Below are 19,445 nucleotides of genomic sequence, written 5' to 3'. Positions count from 1 at the left end.
GTATCACTCCAGTTCAAACATTTTTTTTAAATCGGACACATCTTCTGCTGAAAGTTTTTTACTTTCAAATAGTGCAGCAATCAGATTTTTGGCGGAACCGTTATAAATTTTGTCTAGGAAATTTTCAGTTTCACTTAAATCATAGTCTGTTTGCTTAAGCAGAGGATAGTAAAGATTGGTTTTTCCTTTTTTATCGCAAGCGATAATTCCTTTTTTTAAAAGTCTTTGCAAAAAAGTAGAAACGGTAGAGGCTGTCCAGTCATTTCCGTCTAAGGCTTGTACAACATCGGATACCGTCATACTTTTTTCTGTCCGCCACAAAATGCACATAATTGCGTATTCTGAGTCGGTGATGGTTTGTTTTATTACCGGCATATAAAACCCTCCTTGTGATGAATGTAAGTGTAATTACACTTGTAGCTACGAATGTAGTATAACAGACATAGCTACATTTGTCAAGATGAAAATAAAAAATCGCAGAAATTTCTGCGATTTTTTTATTTAAGAGCGTATCGTAGTCTGTTTTTAAAGCTTGCTACAGAGCTTTTAACGCATCTAAATATATGTGCCGTTGTCCGACTTGTTTTTCATATTTCAAATCCATAAGTTATACCCGATTTTGTTATATTCCCAAAGCTTTTTGGAATATGGGCAAAAGGGTTTTTGCCATGCGGTAAAAGCCTAAGTCGTTGGGATGCACGGTGTCGATGGTGCAAGCTTGTCTGTCCTCGGTGCCGAAGAAAGTCTCACCATCTGCAAAATATACGTTTTTGTCGCCCTCCGCAACTGCTTTTTCATAAGAATTCCGCACAATATCGCGACGCTGTGCATCGTCCGGCCAGTAGCCGAAATTTGGACGGGACATCATGATAATCGGGATGTCGGGATTCTTGTCACGGATTTTTTTATAGAAAGGATAGTGGGTGTTTTCCAAGTGCTCCGCAGAGGGTGCGTTGTGGTCATAGTCCAGTACAAACGCCGAAAAGTCAATGGTGTTGATGTAGTCTGCCATTTCGGGTTCTCCCTTTGCCGAGCCTGAAAAACCAAAGTTGTAATAGTCCACATCCAGCCAGCGGGAAAGAAGTGCATTATAGGCATTCGACATTCTGCAACAGCAACCGCCCTCTGTAATAGACGAGCCGTAATACAGAAGCGGCCCGTGCTTGTAAGGGGTGGGGGCTTCTATCTTTGCTTCATCGGGTACAGACACCTTTACCTCCGACAAAACCTCGTTACGGGGCAAAAGTAATAAAATGTCCTGCATTTTTCCGCTTAATTTAAAAGTTTTCGATGCGGTTTTTTCTTCATAATTTTTGGGTGTAACCAGTCCCAAAAATTCGGGATTTTGGCGGTTTCCTACTAAAACCTCGATGGATTGGCAGGAAAAAAGAGCCATGCCGATATCGGGCGTTAATGTTTCTAAAGTGAATTCTACTGTAATTTCAGTCGCATCGGTGCGAAATCCGATACGCGCCCCGGGTGTGCGTCTGCCTAAAAATTTTAAGGAAGGCACCTGCTCCCGAACATCCTCGGGTAAGCGCTCAAAAACTTGTTTTTCTTCGAAAAAAGGTATGCCAAACACCTTTAGAGGCGCATCATTTTGTGTGTATGTTTTCATCATTTTACGCTCCTTTAATTTCTTTTAAAAATTGGTTGTAAGCTTTGCCACACGTCGCAACAATGTGGCTGTTTAAAATTTCGGGATGGAACTGGCCGTTTAAGTCGGTGACTTTTCCGCCTGCTTCTTCCACTATGATTTTGCCTGCTGCGTAGTCCCAGGGCTTTAAGTAGCGACCCAAAAATACATCCGCTCTGCCACAGGCAACGTAGGCAAGGGATGCCGCTGCACAGCCGATGGTACGCAAATCCCGACATTCGCAGAAGATTTTTTCCGCATGGCGCAACGCCTGGTCTTTATCTTCCCGAAAATAAGGATTCAGCTCTATAAACCCTAAGCAGTCGGAAAGCTTTTCGGGGCTGTTACAAAAAATCTGCTCGCCGTTTAAAAACGCCCCTTTCCCCTTTTCTGCCCAAAAAAGCTCTTTGGCATAGGGCAGATAAATAATGCCTGCGGTAATTTCGCCATTTTGCAAAAGTCCCAGCGACACACCGCAAAGGGGAATCTGGTACATAAAGTTTGTGGTGCCGTCAATGGGGTCTAAAATAAAATAGTCCCTGCCCAGCTCCACTTTTGTATTTTCTTCCTCCGAAACAAAGCCGATTTCGGGAAAAGCTTCTTTTAGTTTATTATGCAGAAAAGAAGAGATTTCTAAGTCTGCACGGGTCACGAAATCTGATTCGCCCTTTACTTTCACATCTCTTCGATAGGTGTCGTTAAAGAAAATGGCTTCGGTTTCCAGAACAATCTGTTTTAAAGTTTCTAACATAACCGCCTCACTGTAATTGATTTTTTGCCTGTATTCTGCCGGCAATCGTTACCGCAACGCCATAGGCAAGGGTTAAGATGCCCGAAAGCACATAGCTTACATTCCAGGAAAGATTAAAGCCGTAATCTGCATTTAGAATAAAGCTTGAAATTACAAACATATAAAACATGCCCGGAATAAGGGAAAGCAAAAACGGCATTTTATGGCGAATCATGTAAACAGCAATCAGCGCAAAGGCAAAGATGGACAAGGTCTGGTTTGCCCAGGCAAAATAACGCCATAAAATATTAAATCCGTCTGCATTCAGTTTTGCAAACACCAAAAGTGCGGCAACCAAAGCAAAGATAACAATACAAAGTGCCAGTCGGTTTCTGATTTTCTTCTGGTCAAGCTTTATGGTGTCCGCCACAATCAGCCGCAGAGAGCGCAATGCTGTATCTCCCGAGGTTATGGGCAGAACAATAATGCCGATAATGGCAATGATACCGCCCACATTGCCTAAAAGGTCGGTTGCCACAATACCGCATACCGTTGTGGGTGCGGTGGTGGCATCTGCAAGACCTAAATTCATCACGCCCATAGCCGCCGCTGCCCAGATCATGGCAATAAAGCCTTCTAACAGCATCATATAAAAGAAGGTGGTTTTTCCCTCTTTTTCATGGGTCATGGTGCGGGCAACCATCGACGATTGGGTCGAATGAAAGCCCGATACAATGCCACACGCCACCGTCACAAAGAAGATGGGTACAAAATGCAGATTTTGCGGATGGGTGATGGGATTATTAAAATCAAAATCGGTTAAAGGATAGCCCTTTACAAACAGACCGATTGCCACACCCACTGCCGAGATTAACAGAATTGCACCGAAGACAGGATAAATTCTGCCAATGATTTTGTCAATGGGGAAGAAGGTCGCAATCAGATAATACGCAAAAATAACACCGTACACAACCCAGGTAACAGGGCTTGTAATCAGACTTTCCACGCCTAAAATCTGTGTGATAAACAAGTCGCCGGGGGTGTACACAAACACCGCGCCCACCAAAATTAAGGTCAGGCACAAAAAGATGTTGTAAAAGATATAGGTGTGTTTGCCTAAAAATTTCTGAACAAGTCCCGGCATTTGCTCGCCGTCCTCGCGCAGGGAAATCATACCGCTCATATAGTCGTGAAATGCACCGCCGATGATACAGCCGATAGGAATGGTGATAAACGCAATCGGCCCGAACAAAATGCCCTGAATCGGTCCTAAAATAGGCCCGGTGCCTGCAATGTTCAAAAGCTGAATCAGGCTGTTCTTCCATTTTTTAATGGGTACATAATCCACACCGTCCTGCAGGCGGATAGCAGGGGTCTGTCGGTCATCAGGCTTAAAAATTTTCTCACAAAGAGCGGCATACAAAAAACCGCCAATGCCTAAAATAGCAAGACCAATTAAGAAGGTTGTCATTTCATCACATCCTTTACTTTATTTCTTTTTGCTGAGTAACCAGTTCATAAGTTTTGCATCATAGGTGTAATCCCAGACGTTGTGACCCACCCCTTCCACAAGGGTGTAGGTTACATCTTCGTTGTAGGTTTGCACCTTTTCAATCATATCCTCGGAATAGGACGGCTTTACAACGGTGTCCACAGAGCCGTGGATTGCCCAGATCGGCATGGTCAGAACGGCTGCATTCCAGGGCATGCCACCGCCGCAGACCGGAGCGATTGCCGCAAACATCTTAGGGCTTGCCATAGCAGTAAACCAGGTGCCGAAGCCTCCCATGCTGATGCCGGTTAAATAAACGCGGTTTTCGTCTGCTTTAAACGCCTGCTTGACCTGCTCTACAAAGCGCAAAATGGATTCCACTCTTGCTGCCCAGAACGTATCTTTGGGGCATTGGGGCATTACCACAATGCAATCGTAATCGGTAGTTAAGAGATGCTTGGAAAAGCCGTGGACATCTACAAGCGCTAAATCCTCTTCACCGTTTCCGCGTTCGCCTACACCGTGCAGCTGAATGATGAGCGGTAAATTGTCCTTTACCTTTTCAGGGGTGTATGCCACAAAGGGAAATGCAAATTTTTCGTCTCTGTACTCTGTTCTGATCATGATAAAATCTCCTTTATTTTATAGAATTATAAACATCTGCTTCAAAGTTTCTTGCAGTTTTCGCACCTGCACCGCCGTCGTAGTGGGCGTTTTTCATGTAAAGTGCCGTAATTTTGTTTTCGGGGTCTATCCAAAACCGACGCACCGCAGATTTCTTGGCTTTCAATGTCGTTTTTTATGCGCTTTTCTATGTTGAAAGCCAGCTTTTTGGCATCTAATTCCAGCATACAATCACCTCGCTTAAAGTATAGCACAGTTAGGTTTTAAAGTAAACAAAATTTTAAAAAAATTTATTGCTTTTTATACCAAAATATGTTACGATTATGTCAAATAAAACGAGAGCGAGGAAGGCGTTATGGATTTTTATAAGGAATATGTTTCAAACACCCTTGCCGGCAGTGCCAATCAGTCCTTTTTTGAAAGCGACGGGTCGCTTTTAACCGGCAGAGTGTATTATAAAATCTTTAGCGGTGCGACAAAGGAATATGTCCTGCTTTTCGGTGATACGGTAGATTCTACCTATGCCGACGGCAGTTTTTCAAAGTGCAATATGGCGTTCGGTGCATGGGAGATTGTGTCCGCAAGAGCAGGGGTTGTAAAAAACTGTACCATGGAGCAGGCGACCGAGCCGGAAACCTTTATTCCCCTTACCTTTCATCGGGAACCGGGAAAGAGCGTGAAAAAAGGAGAAACTTTTTGGTGCGACCCCTTTGAACTGCACATTCCGGAGGGCAGCTATCTTTGTTTGGAAATGGATTTTAGGGGCAAAAGAATTCCATGCCATCCCGAAATCATTGTTCCTACTTTTCGCAAGGACGGGGACGCCTTTGAGGGAGATGTCAATATGCCCGTGCCGTCTATGGTCGGATGCAAGCGAAAGGTAACAAACAAAATCGGGTATTTGGGTGACTCCATTACCCAGGGCTGCGGCACGACAAAAAATGCCTACAGCCATTGGAATGCTTTCCTTTCCGAAAAGCTCGGAAAACAAAATGCCTACTGGAATTTAGGCATCGGCTTTGCCAGAAGCGGAGATGCGGCGTCTTGTGGTGCATGGCTTGAAAAGGCAAAGCAAAACGATTGGGTTTTCCTCTGCCTTGGGGTAAACGATATTCTGCAGGGCATTTCGCCCGAGGCGATTTGCCAAAATTTAGACAAAATCACAGATGCTTTGCAACAAAACGGCGTGAGGGTGCTGATTCAGACCGTTCCGCCCTTTGACTATGATGCACAAAACACGGTTAAGTGGAATGCGGTAAACGAGTATATTGTAAACACCCTTGCCAAAAAAGCAGACGCGTTTTTTGACAACCGTCCCGTGCTTTCCGAAAGTGAAGAAAGTCCGCAAAAAGCAAAATATGGCGGACATCCTAATGATTTTGGCTGTAGCCTTTGGGCAGATGCACTTTATGAACATGTAAAAAAATTAATATAAAAAATGTCGCCATATGGCGACATTTTATTTTGTGTCTATGTATGCCCATATTTTTTGATAATCCTCTTCACTTCGGATAATATGGTCGTGGAAAGAAGATTGAAACAAATGCGTATCTTTAAATCCGCTTTTTCGGCATAACCTTGTTGTCAAAGATTTAAAAGAACAAATAACATCAGAAATTGTAGGGCAGGGGCTTGCTCCTGCCGTCTGATTATGCAAAGAAATCAAAAGATGTATATGATTGGGCATGACCACAAAGTTATCAATTTTAACTGTTTGATAACGGCTTTCTAAAAGAGCAATCTGTTGTCTTGCAACATTTCCGTATACAGACAATGTATTTTCGGCAGGAGCAAGCCCCTGCCCTACGGTTATTTCGGACAACAGATGTTTTTTGTCTTTTGTACAAATGGTAATGAAATACACACCCGGTGCAGAATAATCATATCCTTTTAATCTTGTGGGTTTTCGTTTCAGCAATTCCATAATTTTATCCTTTTTTTACAGGTTTTGCTGTTAGTTTTTGAATGTCGGAAATCCAGCCGTTTACGGTGTCGGGTTCCGGCATTTCAAAGGCTTTTGCTTCCTTGCCCAGCCGTTCGTTTTTACCCGTTCCCAACGGATGATACGGCTCGACGTCAATGCCGATAACATGTTCTAAACGGTTTGCCAAATCTGCAATGCCCGCAAAATGTTCTTTTGTGTCGTTCACGGAAGGGATGATGGGACAACGCAGAACAATCTGCTTGCCCATTTGGTTTGCAAGCTCTAAATTTTCCAAAATTTTCACATTGGAAACACCGGTATATTCTTTGTGCAGGCTATCATTGGTGATTTTCCAGTCAAATAAGAATAAATCAGTGTATTCAGCAAGAGATTTAAAAATTTCTTTTGCCGAGAATCCGCAGGTTTCCACTGCGGTATGTAACCCTTTTTCCTTTGCCCCCTTTAAAAGGGCAACCGAAAATTCGGGTTGTGCCAGAGGCTCACCGCCCGATAAGGTCATGCCGCCGCCGGAATTTTGGTAAAATGCCTCATCCTTCATAACCTCTTCTAAAATTTCGTCCACCGTTGCGGTTTTGCCTGCCATCTCTAAGCTTTCGGCATAACAGTTTATAGCACAGGCGCCGCAGGCAACGCATTTTTCACGGTCTAAAACGTGTGCAGTTTCTGTCATGCTGTGGGCTTCTTTCGGACAAACTGCAAAGCATTTTCCGCAGCCGATGCATTTTTGGGGGTCAAACATCAGCTCAGGTGCAACCCTTTGGGATTCGGGATTGTGGCACCACACACAGCGGAGCGGACAGCCCTTTAAAAATACTGTGGTACGAATTCCCGGTCCGTCATTGATGCAAAATTTCTGAATGTTGAAAATGGTACCCTGCACGGTTATTTCACCTCGGTCCAGTAAATATCCTTTTTAAAATACGGCTCAAACGCAATACCACCGATTTTTTTACCCTTGTAAATGGCAGCTAAATTCTTAAGTGCCACCAACAGAGGCTGTGCCTCTACACCGTTTTTGACAGACATAATGGCTTCCATATATGCCGAAAGATGGTCACAACCGCGGATAATTTCGCCGTCAATGGGGCAGAATTCGTCTTTGTTGTAAACCGCGTTCAAAAGGTCGGAGTTGGACACTTGAATCTTACCGTCCAGCTTGATTTTGGAGTCAAATTCGTCCATGGTGAAGTAGGAAATTTCTTCTCTCCACTTTTCGGGCATTAAAGGAAATACAACACTTTGCATCTGCTGGTCTTCAATGTCCTTTAAGATGTTATCAATGCCCTTTACGCCTCGTTTGATAGGCGAAATAATGTCGCGGGTTAACACTTCGGGTAGGTCATGAAACAGACCGCCGAAGAAATTGTTGACCTTTCGTTGGTCACAGCCACCCATCTCGACCGTAAACAGATAGGACAAAATCGCAACCACTAAGGTGTGTCCCATAACCGAGGTTTGGGGAATGCGTGCCGTTGCGGTCCAGCGCATCTGGAAACGGAGCTGACCGATCAGGTTTAAAAAGTCGGTCAGACGCGGATGCTGGCTGAAATATTTCTTGCCCTCAAACCAGGTGCAACGGGCAAGCCCGTCGTTTACCTCTTTTCGGGTGGTTTCGATATTATAAAAACCAATGTTCATGGGATAAATGATGTCAAACTCCCATTTGGTGGCAAGGTAGTGGGCATACTGGATGATTGCCTTTTCTTCTTTGCAGTAATCGGGGTCTGCGTAGTAACGGCGGAACCGCTCTGCAAAGCCTCCGGGGATGCAGTCAATGCAATCGGAAAGCTCATCTGCCACCCACTCGTCAATACCGTTTCCCATTTTACTTTTTAATTTATAGTAAATGGGAGGCTTGATGTCGGTTAAAACGCTTCGGTGCAGAAATTCAAAAATCAGACCTTCCACCAAAGCGCAGGTGTTAAAATTTTCGTCCTCTTCCGCCTGACATTTGGCAAGCACATAGGCAAAAAAGGTCTTGTGCGCCTGCTTGTCAATTTCCGCAAAGCCGGTGGACGGACGGATATGGTCGTTCCAGCGCTGAATGACGGTGGCGTTATGAATCTGGTTAATCAGTTCGGGTTTAATCATTTGTTAAAAATCTCCTTTAGAGAAAGTTTTTCATTTTAAGCCAGTGAATCAGCAAACCGCTCCATTGTGCGGTGTGCGGAATTTTTTCGGCAAGCCCTAAGCCGTGCGGACCGAAGGGGAAAACGTGCACTTCACCGTCAATGCCCTTTTTATGGAGCGCAGAAGCATAATGAAAACTGTTTTCCACGGGTACCGCACCATCCTCCATAGTGTGCCAGATAAAAGCGGGCGGTGTTTTGTCATGCACCAGCTTGTGCGGTGCAAGATATTTCCGAAGCGGATTTTCAAAATCGTTATTGCCTAACAGATTGTCGCCCGAGCCGGTGTGGCCGAAGTCGGGGAGTAAGGAAATAACGGGATAGCAAAGAATCTGAAAATCAGGAATATAATCCAAAGCGTCCGTTTCATCGGGTGCGGTGAGTGCTTCGGGGAAAAAATCTAAGACAGTAGAAAGGCTTGCCACTAAGTGTCCGCCTGCAGAAGAGCCCATCACCCCGATTTTTTTCGGGTCAATGCCGAATTCTTCTGCATTTTTGCGTACAAACTGTACCGCACGGCGTGCATCTAAAAGCGGAAGCGGATAAAGCTCTGGGTTTACCGCATACTGGCAAACAAACGCATCCATGCCGTTATTGTTCAAAAATTCTGCATACCCCTGCCCCTCGTGGGGCGCGCGATGGTGATAGCCGCCACCCGGGAAAACAATAACGGTGGCATCGGTCACTTTATTTTTGGCAGGATAATATTCTATTACGGTGTTGCCCTGCTTTTTTTCGGGGAGGGTTTCCCACAAGTTAAAAGTCTTCATGTAATTTTACGCCTCTTTCTACCAATTTACTTTGCAAATCTGCTACATTTAATGTGCTGAAATCGTCTGTCATGGAAGCGGCTAAGCCTGCCGCCTCACCGGTTACCGAGCATACAGGAATGACACGGGTAATGTCCCACATGGCATCGGTGACCGAAATACATCTGCCTGCCCCGATTACATTTTTCAAATCCTTACCGTAAAGGGTACGGAAGGGCAATTCGTAGCAGGGACCGCGCTTTCTCCAGTCGGCAAACATACCCACAGAATCAGAAAATTCTTTATGCATTTCGGTATCGTCCATCACATACAAACCCTCTAAACGGCGTGTCATGCGGATTTGGGGAATGGTTGCCATGGTTGCAATGGCTCTGTCGCGCTCTAAAGCATGATTTAACACAAAATCATGGGAAAGCTGTACCATTTCGGAAAGCTCCTTGCCGTCAAGCCCCGTAAAACGTCGGTTTACCAACTGTGCAGGGGCGTTTTCCGCGGTTTTTTCTTTGTCCGGCACATCCGAAGCCCCTTGTTGCTGTAATCCGAATTCTCCGTCTTTTACATAGTAATACCAGGCAGCTAGAATATTGCCCTGTTTGAAATTTTCGGTTTTTGCGTTTGCAAACCAAAAGATGTCCGCATCGCCTGTGGCATCTACTACAGATTTTACTTTGATTGCCTGTCTGCCCGACTTGTTTTCGGTCATCACATGGGTTACCTTTTGATTTTCGGTTTTAACGGCACAAACAGAGGTGCCGTAAAGGATTTCCACGCCTGCCTCACGCAGGAGCTGTTCGTACAAAATTGCGGTGCTCTGGGCGTTATACTGTACTAAGAAACGGTTTTTAATCTTTTCTTCCAAAGTACCGCCATTCAGCCATGCAGAGGGGTATCTGTCTTCTGCACCATGCTTGATGGAAACGCGAAGCAGTTCTTCTGCAATGCTGAAAGACACCTGATGCCCTTCACCGTCACAAAGGGGCAGATAAATGGTAATCAGTCCCGAAGTGCCAAGTCCGCCTAACATAAAGCTTTTTTCAATCAGTAGTACCTTCGCCCCGTTCCGTGCGGCAGAAAGTGCCGCCGCAATGCCTGCAAAGCCGCCGCCTGCCACCAAAACATCGGTTTCAAAAGCCACGGGGGTGTTTAAATTTTCCTGAATGGTCTGCATGGAAATTCCCTCCAAAATGTCAGTTTTCTTTATTGTATCACAACCTTTTTTAAAATGCAAGAAAAGTGTTGTCATTCTTTGAAAAAGTGTGTATAATAAAAGGGCGAGGTGAAAAAAGTGATTCAAAAAGAAAAGAATAATATGATTTATTACACCTTCCCCGAAATAGAGGGGCTGGATTTTATAGACTATGCGGTGTCCACCCGTTTTGGCGGTGTGTCGGAGGGTGCGCATTTAAAATGGCTCAATTTAGGCTCTAAAACGAAAGATACAAAGGAAAATGTTCAAAAAAACTACACACTTTTTTGTGAGGCACTCGGGATGAATCCAAAACGTGTGGTGCTTGGAAACCAGACCCATTCTGTAAATGTCCGCAAAACAGGCAGCTTTGACGCAGGCAAAGGGGTATTCAAAGAAAGGGATTACACCGATGTGGATGCGCTGATTACAAATGAAAAGCTTCTTCCGCTTGCCATCCATACCGCAGACTGCGTGCCCGTTACATTGATTGATACCAAAAACAAAGCCATCGGCAATGCCCATTGCGGTTGGCGTGGGACATTGGGACGGCTTGGTGCTAAAACATTGTCTGCCATGCAGGCGACATACGGCACAAGTTCAAAGGATGTCATTGCTTTGATTGGCCCTTGCATTCATAAGTGCTGTTACGAGGTGTCAAAGGATTTATATGAGCAGTTTTTGGCAAAATTTTCGGATAATGACCTGATTTTTGAACAAAATCACAAATTTTATCTGGATTTACCCGGATTAAACAAAAAAACGCTTTCGGATTTGGGCGTTACGGTTTATGAATCGGGCATTTGCACCTGCTGTAACTGCGACACCTTTTATTCCCATCGGGGCTTAGGTCCCGACCGAGGTATCTTTGCTACATTTATACAATTAAAATAGAAAAAGTGCATCGAAATGATGCACTTTTCATTTATAAAATTATTTGAAAGCTAAGTTTAATAATCTGACAGACGGTTCTGCACGGAAGGAATGGTCGGGCGCATCGGTGTTTGTGAAGGCGAGATATGCAGCATCGGAAAGACCGAATGCAGGCGGTTCATATTGCTTGCTTCTTGTATCTGCGTTTTGGTATTTGGGATAATGGGTGATCAAAAGGCGATCTTCTTTCCCGAAAAGCGAATAAGCTTTTTGTATTTTATCCAGATAAATTTGTGCACCGCCTTCGTTAAGGGCAAGATATTTCGGTGCCAAAGCTGCCAGAATATCGGGTCGGGTGTAATACTGAAAGCTGCCGGGTATTTCGTGCCAGTTGCCGATGTGATTGCACATTTTGTCCTCTTCGTACTCGGTTGTGGAGAAATAACGGTGTCGCTCGTCACATACCATATCATTAAAGACAACAGCTTTAATTTCGTCCCGCAGGAGTGCAATATACATGGCATCATCACAGCCTAAGGAATGTCCGGAAACAGCAAGCTTGTTTGTATCGATAAAGGGAAGGGTCTTTATAAAATCCAAAGCACAAAGCTTTTGGGCAACAGACAACCCAAAATAAGAAAAACCGTTTTGGATCAAACCGTGGCAAAGCTGTGTGCGTGCGGTGGAACCGTAGTTTGCAGGTGCCTCAATATCAAGCGCACATTCGGCAATGGAGAGGGGATCAAATGCAAACACCGCCATGCCGTTCCGGACAATATGCAAAGCCATCCGATTGCGCTCGGGATATTTCTCAAAGCGGCAAACCGGCTTATCCAAAAGCGGTTCACCTGCCAGGAATTCCTTGCTGAATATAGAACCCGGAAAACACATAACACCGGGCACGGGGGAATCCGGCGAAGCGGTGTCGGGGATGAGTGCTAAAAAACGAACGGCAGAAAAGCTATCCGGATAAAATTCCCACTTTTCTACTCTGTATCCGTCCCTTTGCACTGTAGACAACTGCTTCGGTAAAGGCTGGTTCTCGCATTCCTTTAACAAAACGTCAAGCCTTAAAAGCGCAAAGACTTTTTGCTTTAAGCTTTCGCGCCATTTTAAAAAGGTATCGGGGTCTTCGTTATCAGGCACCGTAAGGGACGGAGCGGTTTGACGTAGACGCTCTAAAAATGCTGCCATGGTTGCGGTGTGTCGTCCGTCTTTGCGGGATGAACGGTAGTGTGTTTCGTATGTAATGCGCATGCGTAATCCTCCTATTGTTGTAACATAAACCGGAAAGCAATGCTTTCCGGTTTTGGGTTTTATTGGATGGGAACAAATTTGAACCATAATGCTCTTGAGTTCAATCCTTCGTGTTTCCAGGTGTAGAGGATATAATCATCCTTGTTGCCGGAGTATTCAAATTCAGGTACAACCTCAACCCATCCGGGCTTTGCATCGTCAAAGCCGGGTTGGATCGCAACAGAGCCGAAATAGGATTCCTCGCCGTTCTGCCAAATCATATAGTTTATCTGACGGGCATTCATGGAGTGCGGCAATCTCCACGCCAGAACGCGGTATTTGCCTTTTTCCAGTTCTTTCAGAGGGTATTTGGCGGTAGCACCGTCTCCGCTCGGGTAATAGGATGCGGAGTTGTCAGGGTAACGGAGTGACTCGGATGTATTCCAGGTACCTTCAAGCTCAGGCTTGATGATGATTTCACCGGGGTATTTTTCGTTATCGGGGAGCTGCTCTGCGGTGGTTACCTTCGGGAAGGGGTCAACAACAACCTCTTTTTTGGGCAACGGATCGTTGATTTTGGTGATATCCTTGTTTTCCGCATCTTCTCTTCTCTGGTAAATACGAACATATTCAATGGCCATAGAAGAGCCGTCTGCCTTAGGACCAAGTGTGCCTGCCCAGTTTAATACTGCGGTAGAGAAAATCGGGTATACCACATCAATTGCGTTTATGTTGGGCTTTTTGGAAGTCAGCTCACCGTCAAAATAATAGTAGATGAAATCTTTGTCCCACTTTAATGCGTAGGTATGATAGTCTGCAGATAAGTCATAAGCTACTTCAAGATGGTCAGAAAGAGAACCGTCATTTGCAGTATGATAGGTTTGGTTTATCTTGTTGGGATAGTGACCTTCATTGATATCAATTTCAAAGCGGTGGTCCGAATCGGATGCGAAGTTATAGCCATCTTTTATGGTTTCCATCCAAAAAGCGTTGTTTATACCGCCTGATTCGTTGTACTTATAACGAGCTTCCCAGTAGCCGTATGCCTGACGGAATACGTTGGGGGTCACCCATGCATCACCGGTTGTCCATTGCTTGCCGCCTCTTTCTTCTTTCTTGGTTAAAAGATGCATTGCACCATCATAAACTGCAATGTTTTCAGGCCATCTGGAAGAAAGAATGTGACCGGGAGATGCGGATGCAGATTCCCATACATCCCAGTTTACGCCTTCGTATTCAAATTCATCGTTAAAGGTCAATACCCATTCTTCATCTGTCGGAGGACCTGCCCATACAAAGCCTTCCATAAAACGCTTTAAGATAACAGCCGCCTGTGCTCTGGTTGCGGTTTCCAAAGGCGATACGGTGGTATCGGAAGTACCTTTGATAATGCCTGCCTGAATTAAATATTTCAGAGCGTCTGTTGCGTAAGAAGAAATGGTTTCGGTATCTTCAAAATTGTCCCAATCGTTGGGCAAATCCTGCAGCCATTCATCATTTTTACCAAGTTGCTTAATGGCATTATAGGTAAAGAGCGCCATATCTTCACGGCTGATGGGAGATTCGGGCTTAAAACCGTCACTTACGGGCAAACCGTTTAACAAGCCATTCTGCTTTGCGGTTGCAATGTAAGGGGCATACCACTGGTCTTGTGCCACATCCGCAAAGGATTCACCCTCAACCATTTCATAGCTCATGGCTCTGTCTAAAATGGTAACAAATTCTGCACGGGTAATGGTGCTTTCGGGGTCGAAAACGCCCTCTGCCACACCTTTAACCAGTTCTTTGGTTGCCATAACACTTACATCATATTTTGCCCAATGATCTTCCATGTCAGTAAAGGAAACAAGATCTTTGGTAAGGGCTTCTGCACGCTCTAAGTCTGCAGAGCCGTCGGGGGTAACATAAACGGTTTGCCAGATGGTTTTGTAATCATCTGCCGAATTCAAAATTTCAAAACGAACGGTAGAGGCTCTGGTATTTCCCTTTTCATTATCCTGCGGTACACAAACAAGCTTTACAAACTCCTTGCCCGAACCGTCAAAATCAAATTCGCCCAAAGTTACCCAGGAACTCTTGGTTATATCGGTTGTGGGGTCTAAATGGAATTCCTGCACAGAGCCGTCGCCCAGATGCACTTCATATTTAACATCAGCTACCTGATTTTCGTGCCAGTAAAGGAGATATACGCCAATTCGAACTTTACCTACCGATTTAATGTCCGGCTTATAGGTGCAGGTATCGGTTTCCTGACCGTTTGCAAGCCAGAGGGATGCAGGTGCAAGCACCATGGGCCCCGGAACGGTGGAACTAAAGTTCCAGTTGCCTTCGTAGGAAAAACCGGGATAGGGATTTGCCTGAATCATGTTGGCTTTGCGTTCTTCTTCTTCAAGACGCTTCGCTTCTGCTTCCGCTTCAGCCTTTGCTTTTCTTGCGATAGCAGGATTTACCACCGGCTTGTCGGTAGGCACAAGCTTTAAGCCCGAAGCACGGATATTTCCGCCCGAGGTGTTGAGCATGGTTACTTTTTCGGTGCCGTCGCCCGAAAAATCAAAGATACCGATAGAGGTCCAGCAGGATTCGGTAATGCCGTTACCTTTGCCGTATGCAAAGGTTTCGTCGGTTTTGCCGTTGTGGTCAACGGTAAAATCCCACTGTGCACCGTTGGTGGAATGGTAAATAATGTAGTAATATACTTCATATGTACCCTTGTCAATGTTTTTCAGTCTGAATTGCAGACCGGCTTCCTTTTCGTTTGCCCAGCGGGAAGTCTTGCCGTCGTAGTTTTTTACCGATTCGGTACCGCTCCAGGTACCCTGACTTGCCGCTTGCTTAAAGTGAATAACTGTTTCGCCTTCTAAAACTGTGTCTGCCGAATGGTTAGGCGAAATGCCCAAATCTTCAACGCCTTCCTCTGCAAATGCAACGGGTGCGATAGAGAGAAGCAGACAAAGTGTCAAAAGCAGAGCTATAATTTTTTTCATAGCTTTCATCCTTTCTTTTATGTACATTTTTATTTTACCACATACAGCATGTGGCAGTCAACAAATATAAATAGCACTTTTTAACTTATGATGATACAAATTAAGCAAGTATATTTTTGATATTTTGTTTGTCCAGCTCGGACAATTCATCCTTTTCAAGGCAGTTTTTCAAGCCCGCCTTCAAAAGCTCGAAATCTACTTTGCGCGGTGCTTTGCCGTATAACCGCTCGGCATTTTTATAGTAAATTTTGTCTAAAATTTCACCCTTAAAGCCAAAGCCGTGCATGAAAGTGTTCGTCCACGTACAGTGGAATTCTTCTTTTTCTAAGAAGGAGCGAACTAAGTTTACGGCATGAGAACGGGTGCTCTCCAGCTCTTCTTTGGGGATGTCCCAGTTGTAGCGGTCAGACCCGTAAAGAATACGGTCCGCATACTTTTCAAAAAAGCCACGCCAGAGCGGTAAATCCTTTTCAAAATTTACATACATTTCCTTGCCGGGAGTTAAATCAATGCACACATTCGGATATTTTTCCATGAATTCTACTGCCAGATTGTAGTCGTGGGACATGAAATAAAAGTGTGCCAGAATCAGATGCAGGTTCGGGTGCTTTTTCAAAACATTGGCTACCTCTTTCCGCAGGTCTTCCAACGAGGGATAGCTTTTGTCATATAGCCAGCCCCGTTCCAAAGCCCATTTGGGGATAAGGTCAATGTCCCAGAATTCAAAGGGGTCGCCCACATGCATCAGACAGGGAAGTCCTTTTTCTTCGATAAATCCGTAAAATTTGTCATAAATGGGGTCATCTACGCGGATGCCGATTCTTTTGCGGTCATCGGGCTTGCCCTCTAACATTTTAAAGCCGTCACAGCCCATGGCATAAAAAATTTCTGCCTGCGCCAGAAACGCACTTGCCTTGTCCCGCTTATCATAGTAATGGGAAAGACCTGCATTGGCATACACATTCGGGATTTGTGTTTTAATATAAAGTGCCTTGAACGAATCTGCATAGCCGTGTGAGGGCAGGGCATTGATGACAATTTTATCATAGTTGAAATGCGCCATGGCATCTTTGAAAATACGGATGGTATCCTCTATCGGCACGGGATCGTGGGGATGCATATGCCCGTCCCATATGGGAGTTAAGCGGTAGCCGTTGATTTCGGGATTGGTTTTTGTCATAAGGTTACACCGTCCTTGAAAATGGAAATTTCTTCATAGCCGTTTATTTCGTTTTTGGTCTGCTCGCCCGATGCCACAGACAGCACATAGTTAAACAAATCTGCCGTGGGGTCGTTGCCGTCAAGCATTGCACTTGCATCAAAATCAATCCAGTTGGCTTTTTTAGTTGCTAAGACGCTGTTGGTTGCGATTTTTACGGTGGGCACGGGCGCACCAAGCGGTGTTCCGCGGCCGGTGGTAAACAAAATGATGTGTGCACCGCAGGCGGTAAGGTTTGTGACTGCCACCATGTCGTTTCCGGGTCCGTTTAAAAGAGATAAGCCGTTTTTGGTTAAGCTGTCGCCGTAATCCAAAACGTCCACCACGGGGCTTAACCCACCCTTTTGAATACAACCTAAGGACTTTTCTTCTAAAGTGGTGATACCGCCCTTTTTGTTACCGGGGGACGGATTTTCGTAAACCACCTGATTGTGGGAGGTGAAATAATCCTTAAAGCGGTTAATCAGGTCAACAGTTTTTTGGAAAACCGTTTCGCCCACGCAACGGTTCATTAAAAGATGCTCTGCACCAAACATCTCGGGCACTTCGGTTAAAACCGCACTGCCGCCAAGGGCGCAAAGGGCATCGCAGAATCTGCCCACCAGCGGATTTGCAGTAATGCCCGAAAAACCGTCGCTGCCGCCGCATTTTAAGCCGACTTTCAGCTTTGAAACGGGCACGGGTTGTCTTTCAAAGGTGGAGGCATACGCTTTTAATTCGTCAATCAGCTTAACGCCTGCTTCGATTTCATCTTCCTCGTCCTGGGCGTTTAAGAATTTTACACGCTTGTCATTCCAGGAGCCTAAAACCGCCTTAAAAACATCCAAATTGTTGTTTTCACAGCCCAAGCCCAAAACCAGTACACCACCGGCATTGGGGTGATTCACCAAACCCTTTAAAACCTTTTGGGTAACTGCCTGGTCATCCCCAAGCTGCGAACAGCCAAAGGGGTGTAGGAAAGCTTTTGCACCTGTAAGCTTGGCAAGTTTTTCTGCCGTTTTGTTCACACAGCCTACCGTGTTGACAATCCAGATGTCGTTGCGGATGCCAATCTCACCGTTTTCCCGCACATAGCCCATAAAGGTTTCGGGGAAATCCGGCTTTTCCATGGGGGTAAATTCGGGGGTGTAGGTATACTCGATTTTGCCCGAAAGATTGGTTTTAACGTTGTGGGTGTGTACATGTTCTCCCACAGAAATGTCAGAAAGGGCATGCCCGATGGGTTGCCCGTATTTGATGACATTTTCGCCTTTTTTGATAGGCTTTATTGCATATTTGTGGCCGTCTTTAATGTTGACTTCCACATTGTCCAGTTTATGAATTAACATATTTTGAAACCTCGTTGGTAAGATAGCTTAAATCCTCGCCCCAGTATTCTTTCTTTGCAAGAATTTCAGGCACAGAAGCCTCTTTCATAAATGCCATAACCGCTTCGTCGTCATTTGGGGTGCCTTTTTTATAAAATTCAATCAGCTTGCCGAAGGCTAAAAGCAAAGCCTCGGGCATTTTGTTAAAGCGTTTGATGTATTCTAAGAGGGACGGAAGCACACGCACCTTGAATTTGCTCACAGAGTTTAATGCAATGGAGGAAAGGTAGTGCTTGATGTAAGGATTGTCAAAGCGCGTCAGCACATTTTCCGCATAGTCTAAAAGCTCTTCTTTCGGCAAATCCAGCGTGGGAATGATTTCGTCAAACACACATTTTTTCAGGTGTGCCGACATGGTTTCGTCCTCCATGCAGGATTTTACGGTATCCAAGCCCGAAAGCAGGGCATAGGGTACCATAGAGGTGTGCGCGCCGTTTAAAATACGCACCTTTCGGGTTTTGTACATTTGCTGGTTGTCGGTTAAAATGACATTTAATCCGCACTTGTCAAAGGGAAGCAAATCGTTTAAATCGTTTTTGCCCTCGATTACCCACAAATGGAAGTATTCAGAGGTGTTTAAAAGCTTGTCATTCTGTAATTCGGGAGCAATTTCTTCATCCTTGGGGAAGCCTGTATTGATGCGGTCTACCAATGTGTTGCAGAATACATTGTCCTTTTCAATCCATGCTTTAAAGCTGTCACCTAATTTCCACAAATCCGCATATTGCAGAACGCATTTCTTTAAGTTATCGCCGTTGTTGTCAATCAGCTCGCAGGGCAGGAAAATAAAGCCCTCTAACCCTAAGTCAAAACGCTTCTTCAAAAGCTGGGTTAATTTTCCGGGAAAGCTGTTTGCAGGGGTGTCGGTGATTTTGTCATTTGCATTAAACACAATACCTGCTTCGGTGGTGTTGGAAACCACAAATTTAAAATCCTTGTTTTCCGCAAGCTTTAAATAGCCTTCAAAATCGTCATAGGGCTTTACGCAACGGGAAATCACATCAATTTTTTTGATGTCTACCCCCTCTGCACCACGGCAGATGTGGGTGTAGTTGCAGTCCTGTGCCGAAAGCAGGTCGCACATGCCGTTTTGAATAGGCTGTACAACCACAACCTCTATATCAGAATTGGTTTTTTCGTTTATTATTTGGAACATCCAGTCCACAAAGCCGCGTAAAAAACCGCCCTCGCCGAATTGTATTACTTTTTCCATGATTTACGCCTCCAGAGCAGACAGGTCATAGTCTGCAAGAT

At 44.9% G+C, this 19,445-nt stretch carries 16 protein-coding genes and 1 pseudogene; 2 read left to right on the top strand and 15 right to left on the bottom strand.

The window, feature by feature from the left end; all coding sequences use genetic code 11:
* Positions 1 to 3 precede the first annotated feature (3 nt).
* From IJE10_10735 to IJE10_10715, 5 genes are all read right to left on the bottom strand, one after another.
* Positions 4 to 375, bottom strand: a complete 372-nt coding sequence (locus IJE10_10735) for a BlaI/MecI/CopY family transcriptional regulator (protein MBQ2968578.1) — start codon at positions 373 to 375, stop codon at positions 4 to 6.
* 247 nt (positions 376 to 622) lie between these two features.
* A complete protein-coding gene (locus IJE10_10730) occupies positions 623 to 1,621 on the bottom strand; it encodes a hypothetical protein (GenBank protein MBQ2968577.1) in 999 nt (332 codons plus the stop codon).
* A gap of 1 nt (position 1,622) precedes the next feature.
* Positions 1,623 to 2,387, bottom strand: coding sequence for an inositol monophosphatase (locus tag IJE10_10725; protein ID MBQ2968576.1), 765 nt, complete (start codon positions 2,385 to 2,387; stop codon positions 1,623 to 1,625).
* Between the two features lie 7 nt (positions 2,388 to 2,394).
* Entirely contained in the window at positions 2,395 to 3,837 is a 1,443-nt protein-coding gene (locus IJE10_10720; protein ID MBQ2968575.1) for a carbon starvation protein A, read from the bottom strand.
* Positions 3,838 to 3,855: 18 nt separating this feature from the next.
* Positions 3,856 to 4,482, bottom strand: a complete 627-nt coding sequence (locus tag IJE10_10715; GenBank protein MBQ2968574.1) for a dienelactone hydrolase family protein — start codon at positions 4,480 to 4,482, stop codon at positions 3,856 to 3,858.
* A gap of 355 nt (positions 4,483 to 4,837) precedes the next feature.
* Here IJE10_10715 and IJE10_10710 point away from each other — a divergent pair, with 355 nt between their 5' ends.
* On the top strand, positions 4,838 to 5,917 hold the full coding sequence (locus tag IJE10_10710) for an SGNH/GDSL hydrolase family protein (protein ID MBQ2968573.1): 1,080 nt from the start codon (positions 4,838 to 4,840) through the stop codon (positions 5,915 to 5,917).
* Between the two features lie 24 nt (positions 5,918 to 5,941).
* Here IJE10_10710 and IJE10_10705 read toward each other — a convergent pair whose 3' ends face one another.
* From IJE10_10705 to IJE10_10685, 5 genes are read right to left on the bottom strand one after another with little or no spacing between them, the layout of a single operon-like run.
* The gene (locus IJE10_10705; GenBank protein MBQ2968572.1) at positions 5,942 to 6,406 is read right to left on the bottom strand and encodes a transposase; all 465 of its coding nucleotides are present in this window, start codon (positions 6,404 to 6,406) and stop codon (positions 5,942 to 5,944) included.
* A 4-nt stretch (positions 6,407 to 6,410) separates the two neighbouring features.
* Positions 6,411 to 7,307, bottom strand: coding sequence for a glycyl-radical enzyme activating protein (locus tag IJE10_10700; protein MBQ2968571.1), 897 nt, complete (start codon positions 7,305 to 7,307; stop codon positions 6,411 to 6,413).
* 2 nt (positions 7,308 to 7,309) lie between these two features.
* Positions 7,310 to 8,518 (bottom strand): HD domain-containing protein, encoded by a 1,209-nt coding sequence (locus IJE10_10695; protein ID MBQ2968570.1) that lies wholly within the window; start codon positions 8,516 to 8,518, stop codon positions 7,310 to 7,312.
* A 16-nt stretch (positions 8,519 to 8,534) separates the two neighbouring features.
* Complete coding sequence (locus IJE10_10690) at positions 8,535 to 9,326, bottom strand: alpha/beta hydrolase (GenBank protein MBQ2968569.1); 792 nt, start codon at positions 9,324 to 9,326, stop codon at positions 8,535 to 8,537.
* Positions 9,313 to 10,494 (bottom strand): FAD-dependent oxidoreductase, encoded by a 1,182-nt coding sequence (locus tag IJE10_10685; GenBank protein MBQ2968568.1) that lies wholly within the window; start codon positions 10,492 to 10,494, stop codon positions 9,313 to 9,315. The genes IJE10_10690 and IJE10_10685 overlap by 14 nt, the downstream gene beginning before the upstream one ends.
* Positions 10,495 to 10,611: 117 nt before the next feature.
* Here IJE10_10685 and pgeF point away from each other — a divergent pair, with 117 nt between their 5' ends.
* On the top strand, positions 10,612 to 11,406 hold the full coding sequence (gene pgeF, locus IJE10_10680; protein MBQ2968567.1) for a peptidoglycan editing factor PgeF: 795 nt from the start codon (positions 10,612 to 10,614) through the stop codon (positions 11,404 to 11,406).
* 39 nt (positions 11,407 to 11,445) lie between these two features.
* Here the strand turns inward: pgeF and IJE10_10675 are convergent, their stop codons facing one another.
* The 5 genes and pseudogenes from IJE10_10675 to IJE10_10655 all read right to left on the bottom strand — a co-directional run bounded on the left by IJE10_10675 (position 11,446) and on the right by IJE10_10655 (position 19,419).
* Positions 11,446 to 12,642, bottom strand: a complete 1,197-nt coding sequence (locus IJE10_10675) for a hypothetical protein (GenBank protein MBQ2968566.1) — start codon at positions 12,640 to 12,642, stop codon at positions 11,446 to 11,448.
* 59 nt (positions 12,643 to 12,701) lie between these two features.
* Positions 12,702 to 15,605, bottom strand: a complete 2,904-nt coding sequence (locus IJE10_10670; GenBank protein MBQ2968565.1) for an S-layer homology domain-containing protein — start codon at positions 15,603 to 15,605, stop codon at positions 12,702 to 12,704.
* 100 nt (positions 15,606 to 15,705) lie between these two features.
* Positions 15,706 to 16,785: an amidohydrolase family protein gene (locus IJE10_10665; GenBank protein MBQ2968564.1), complete on the bottom strand. Its 1,080-nt coding sequence runs from the start codon at positions 16,783 to 16,785 to the stop codon at positions 15,706 to 15,708.
* A complete protein-coding gene (locus tag IJE10_10660) occupies positions 16,782 to 18,152 on the bottom strand; it encodes an altronate dehydratase (protein MBQ2968563.1) in 1,371 nt (456 codons plus the stop codon). Before IJE10_10660 ends, IJE10_10665 begins: the two co-directional genes overlap by 4 nt.
* Positions 18,139 to 19,419 (bottom strand): annotated as a pseudogene (locus IJE10_10655) (tagaturonate reductase). The gene IJE10_10660 and the pseudogene IJE10_10655 overlap by 14 nt, the downstream one beginning before the upstream one ends.
* Positions 19,420 to 19,445 lie beyond the last annotated feature (26 nt).

The sequence above is a fragment of the Clostridia bacterium genome (genome assembly GCA_017410375.1).
Taxonomy (GTDB): Bacteria; Bacillota; Clostridia; order RGIG6154; family RGIG6154; genus RGIG6154.
This window is presented reverse-complemented; position numbering and strand designations above follow the sequence as displayed.

What these genes read in the sequence shown, in the direction of transcription:
- IJE10_10690 (MBQ2968569.1), bottom strand. Translation starts at nt 9,326, where the DNA reads ATGAAGACTTTTAACTTGTGGGAAACCCTCCCCGAAAAAAAGCAGGGC.
- IJE10_10665 (MBQ2968564.1), bottom strand. Translation starts at nt 16,785, where the DNA reads ATGACAAAAACCAATCCCGAAATCAACGGCTACCGCTTAACTCCCATA.
- IJE10_10730 (MBQ2968577.1), bottom strand. Translation starts at nt 1,621, where the DNA reads ATGATGAAAACATACACACAAAATGATGCGCCTCTAAAGGTGTTTGGC.
- IJE10_10670 (MBQ2968565.1), bottom strand. Translation starts at nt 15,605, where the DNA reads ATGAAAAAAATTATAGCTCTGCTTTTGACACTTTGTCTGCTTCTCTCT.
- IJE10_10685 (MBQ2968568.1), bottom strand. Translation starts at nt 10,494, where the DNA reads ATGCAGACCATTCAGGAAAATTTAAACACCCCCGTGGCTTTTGAAACC.
- IJE10_10675 (MBQ2968566.1), bottom strand. Translation starts at nt 12,642, where the DNA reads ATGCGCATTACATACGAAACACACTACCGTTCATCCCGCAAAGACGGA.
- IJE10_10715 (MBQ2968574.1), bottom strand. Translation starts at nt 4,482, where the DNA reads ATGATCAGAACAGAGTACAGAGACGAAAAATTTGCATTTCCCTTTGTG.
- IJE10_10695 (MBQ2968570.1), bottom strand. Translation starts at nt 8,518, where the DNA reads ATGATTAAACCCGAACTGATTAACCAGATTCATAACGCCACCGTCATT.
- IJE10_10735 (MBQ2968578.1), bottom strand. Translation starts at nt 375, where the DNA reads ATGCCGGTAATAAAACAAACCATCACCGACTCAGAATACGCAATTATG.
- IJE10_10720 (MBQ2968575.1), bottom strand. Translation starts at nt 3,837, where the DNA reads ATGACAACCTTCTTAATTGGTCTTGCTATTTTAGGCATTGGCGGTTTT.
- IJE10_10710 (MBQ2968573.1), top strand. Translation starts at nt 4,838, where the DNA reads ATGGATTTTTATAAGGAATATGTTTCAAACACCCTTGCCGGCAGTGCC.
- IJE10_10705 (MBQ2968572.1), bottom strand. Translation starts at nt 6,406, where the DNA reads ATGGAATTGCTGAAACGAAAACCCACAAGATTAAAAGGATATGATTAT.
- IJE10_10725 (MBQ2968576.1), bottom strand. Translation starts at nt 2,387, where the DNA reads ATGTTAGAAACTTTAAAACAGATTGTTCTGGAAACCGAAGCCATTTTC.
- IJE10_10660 (MBQ2968563.1), bottom strand. Translation starts at nt 18,152, where the DNA reads ATGTTAATTCATAAACTGGACAATGTGGAAGTCAACATTAAAGACGGC.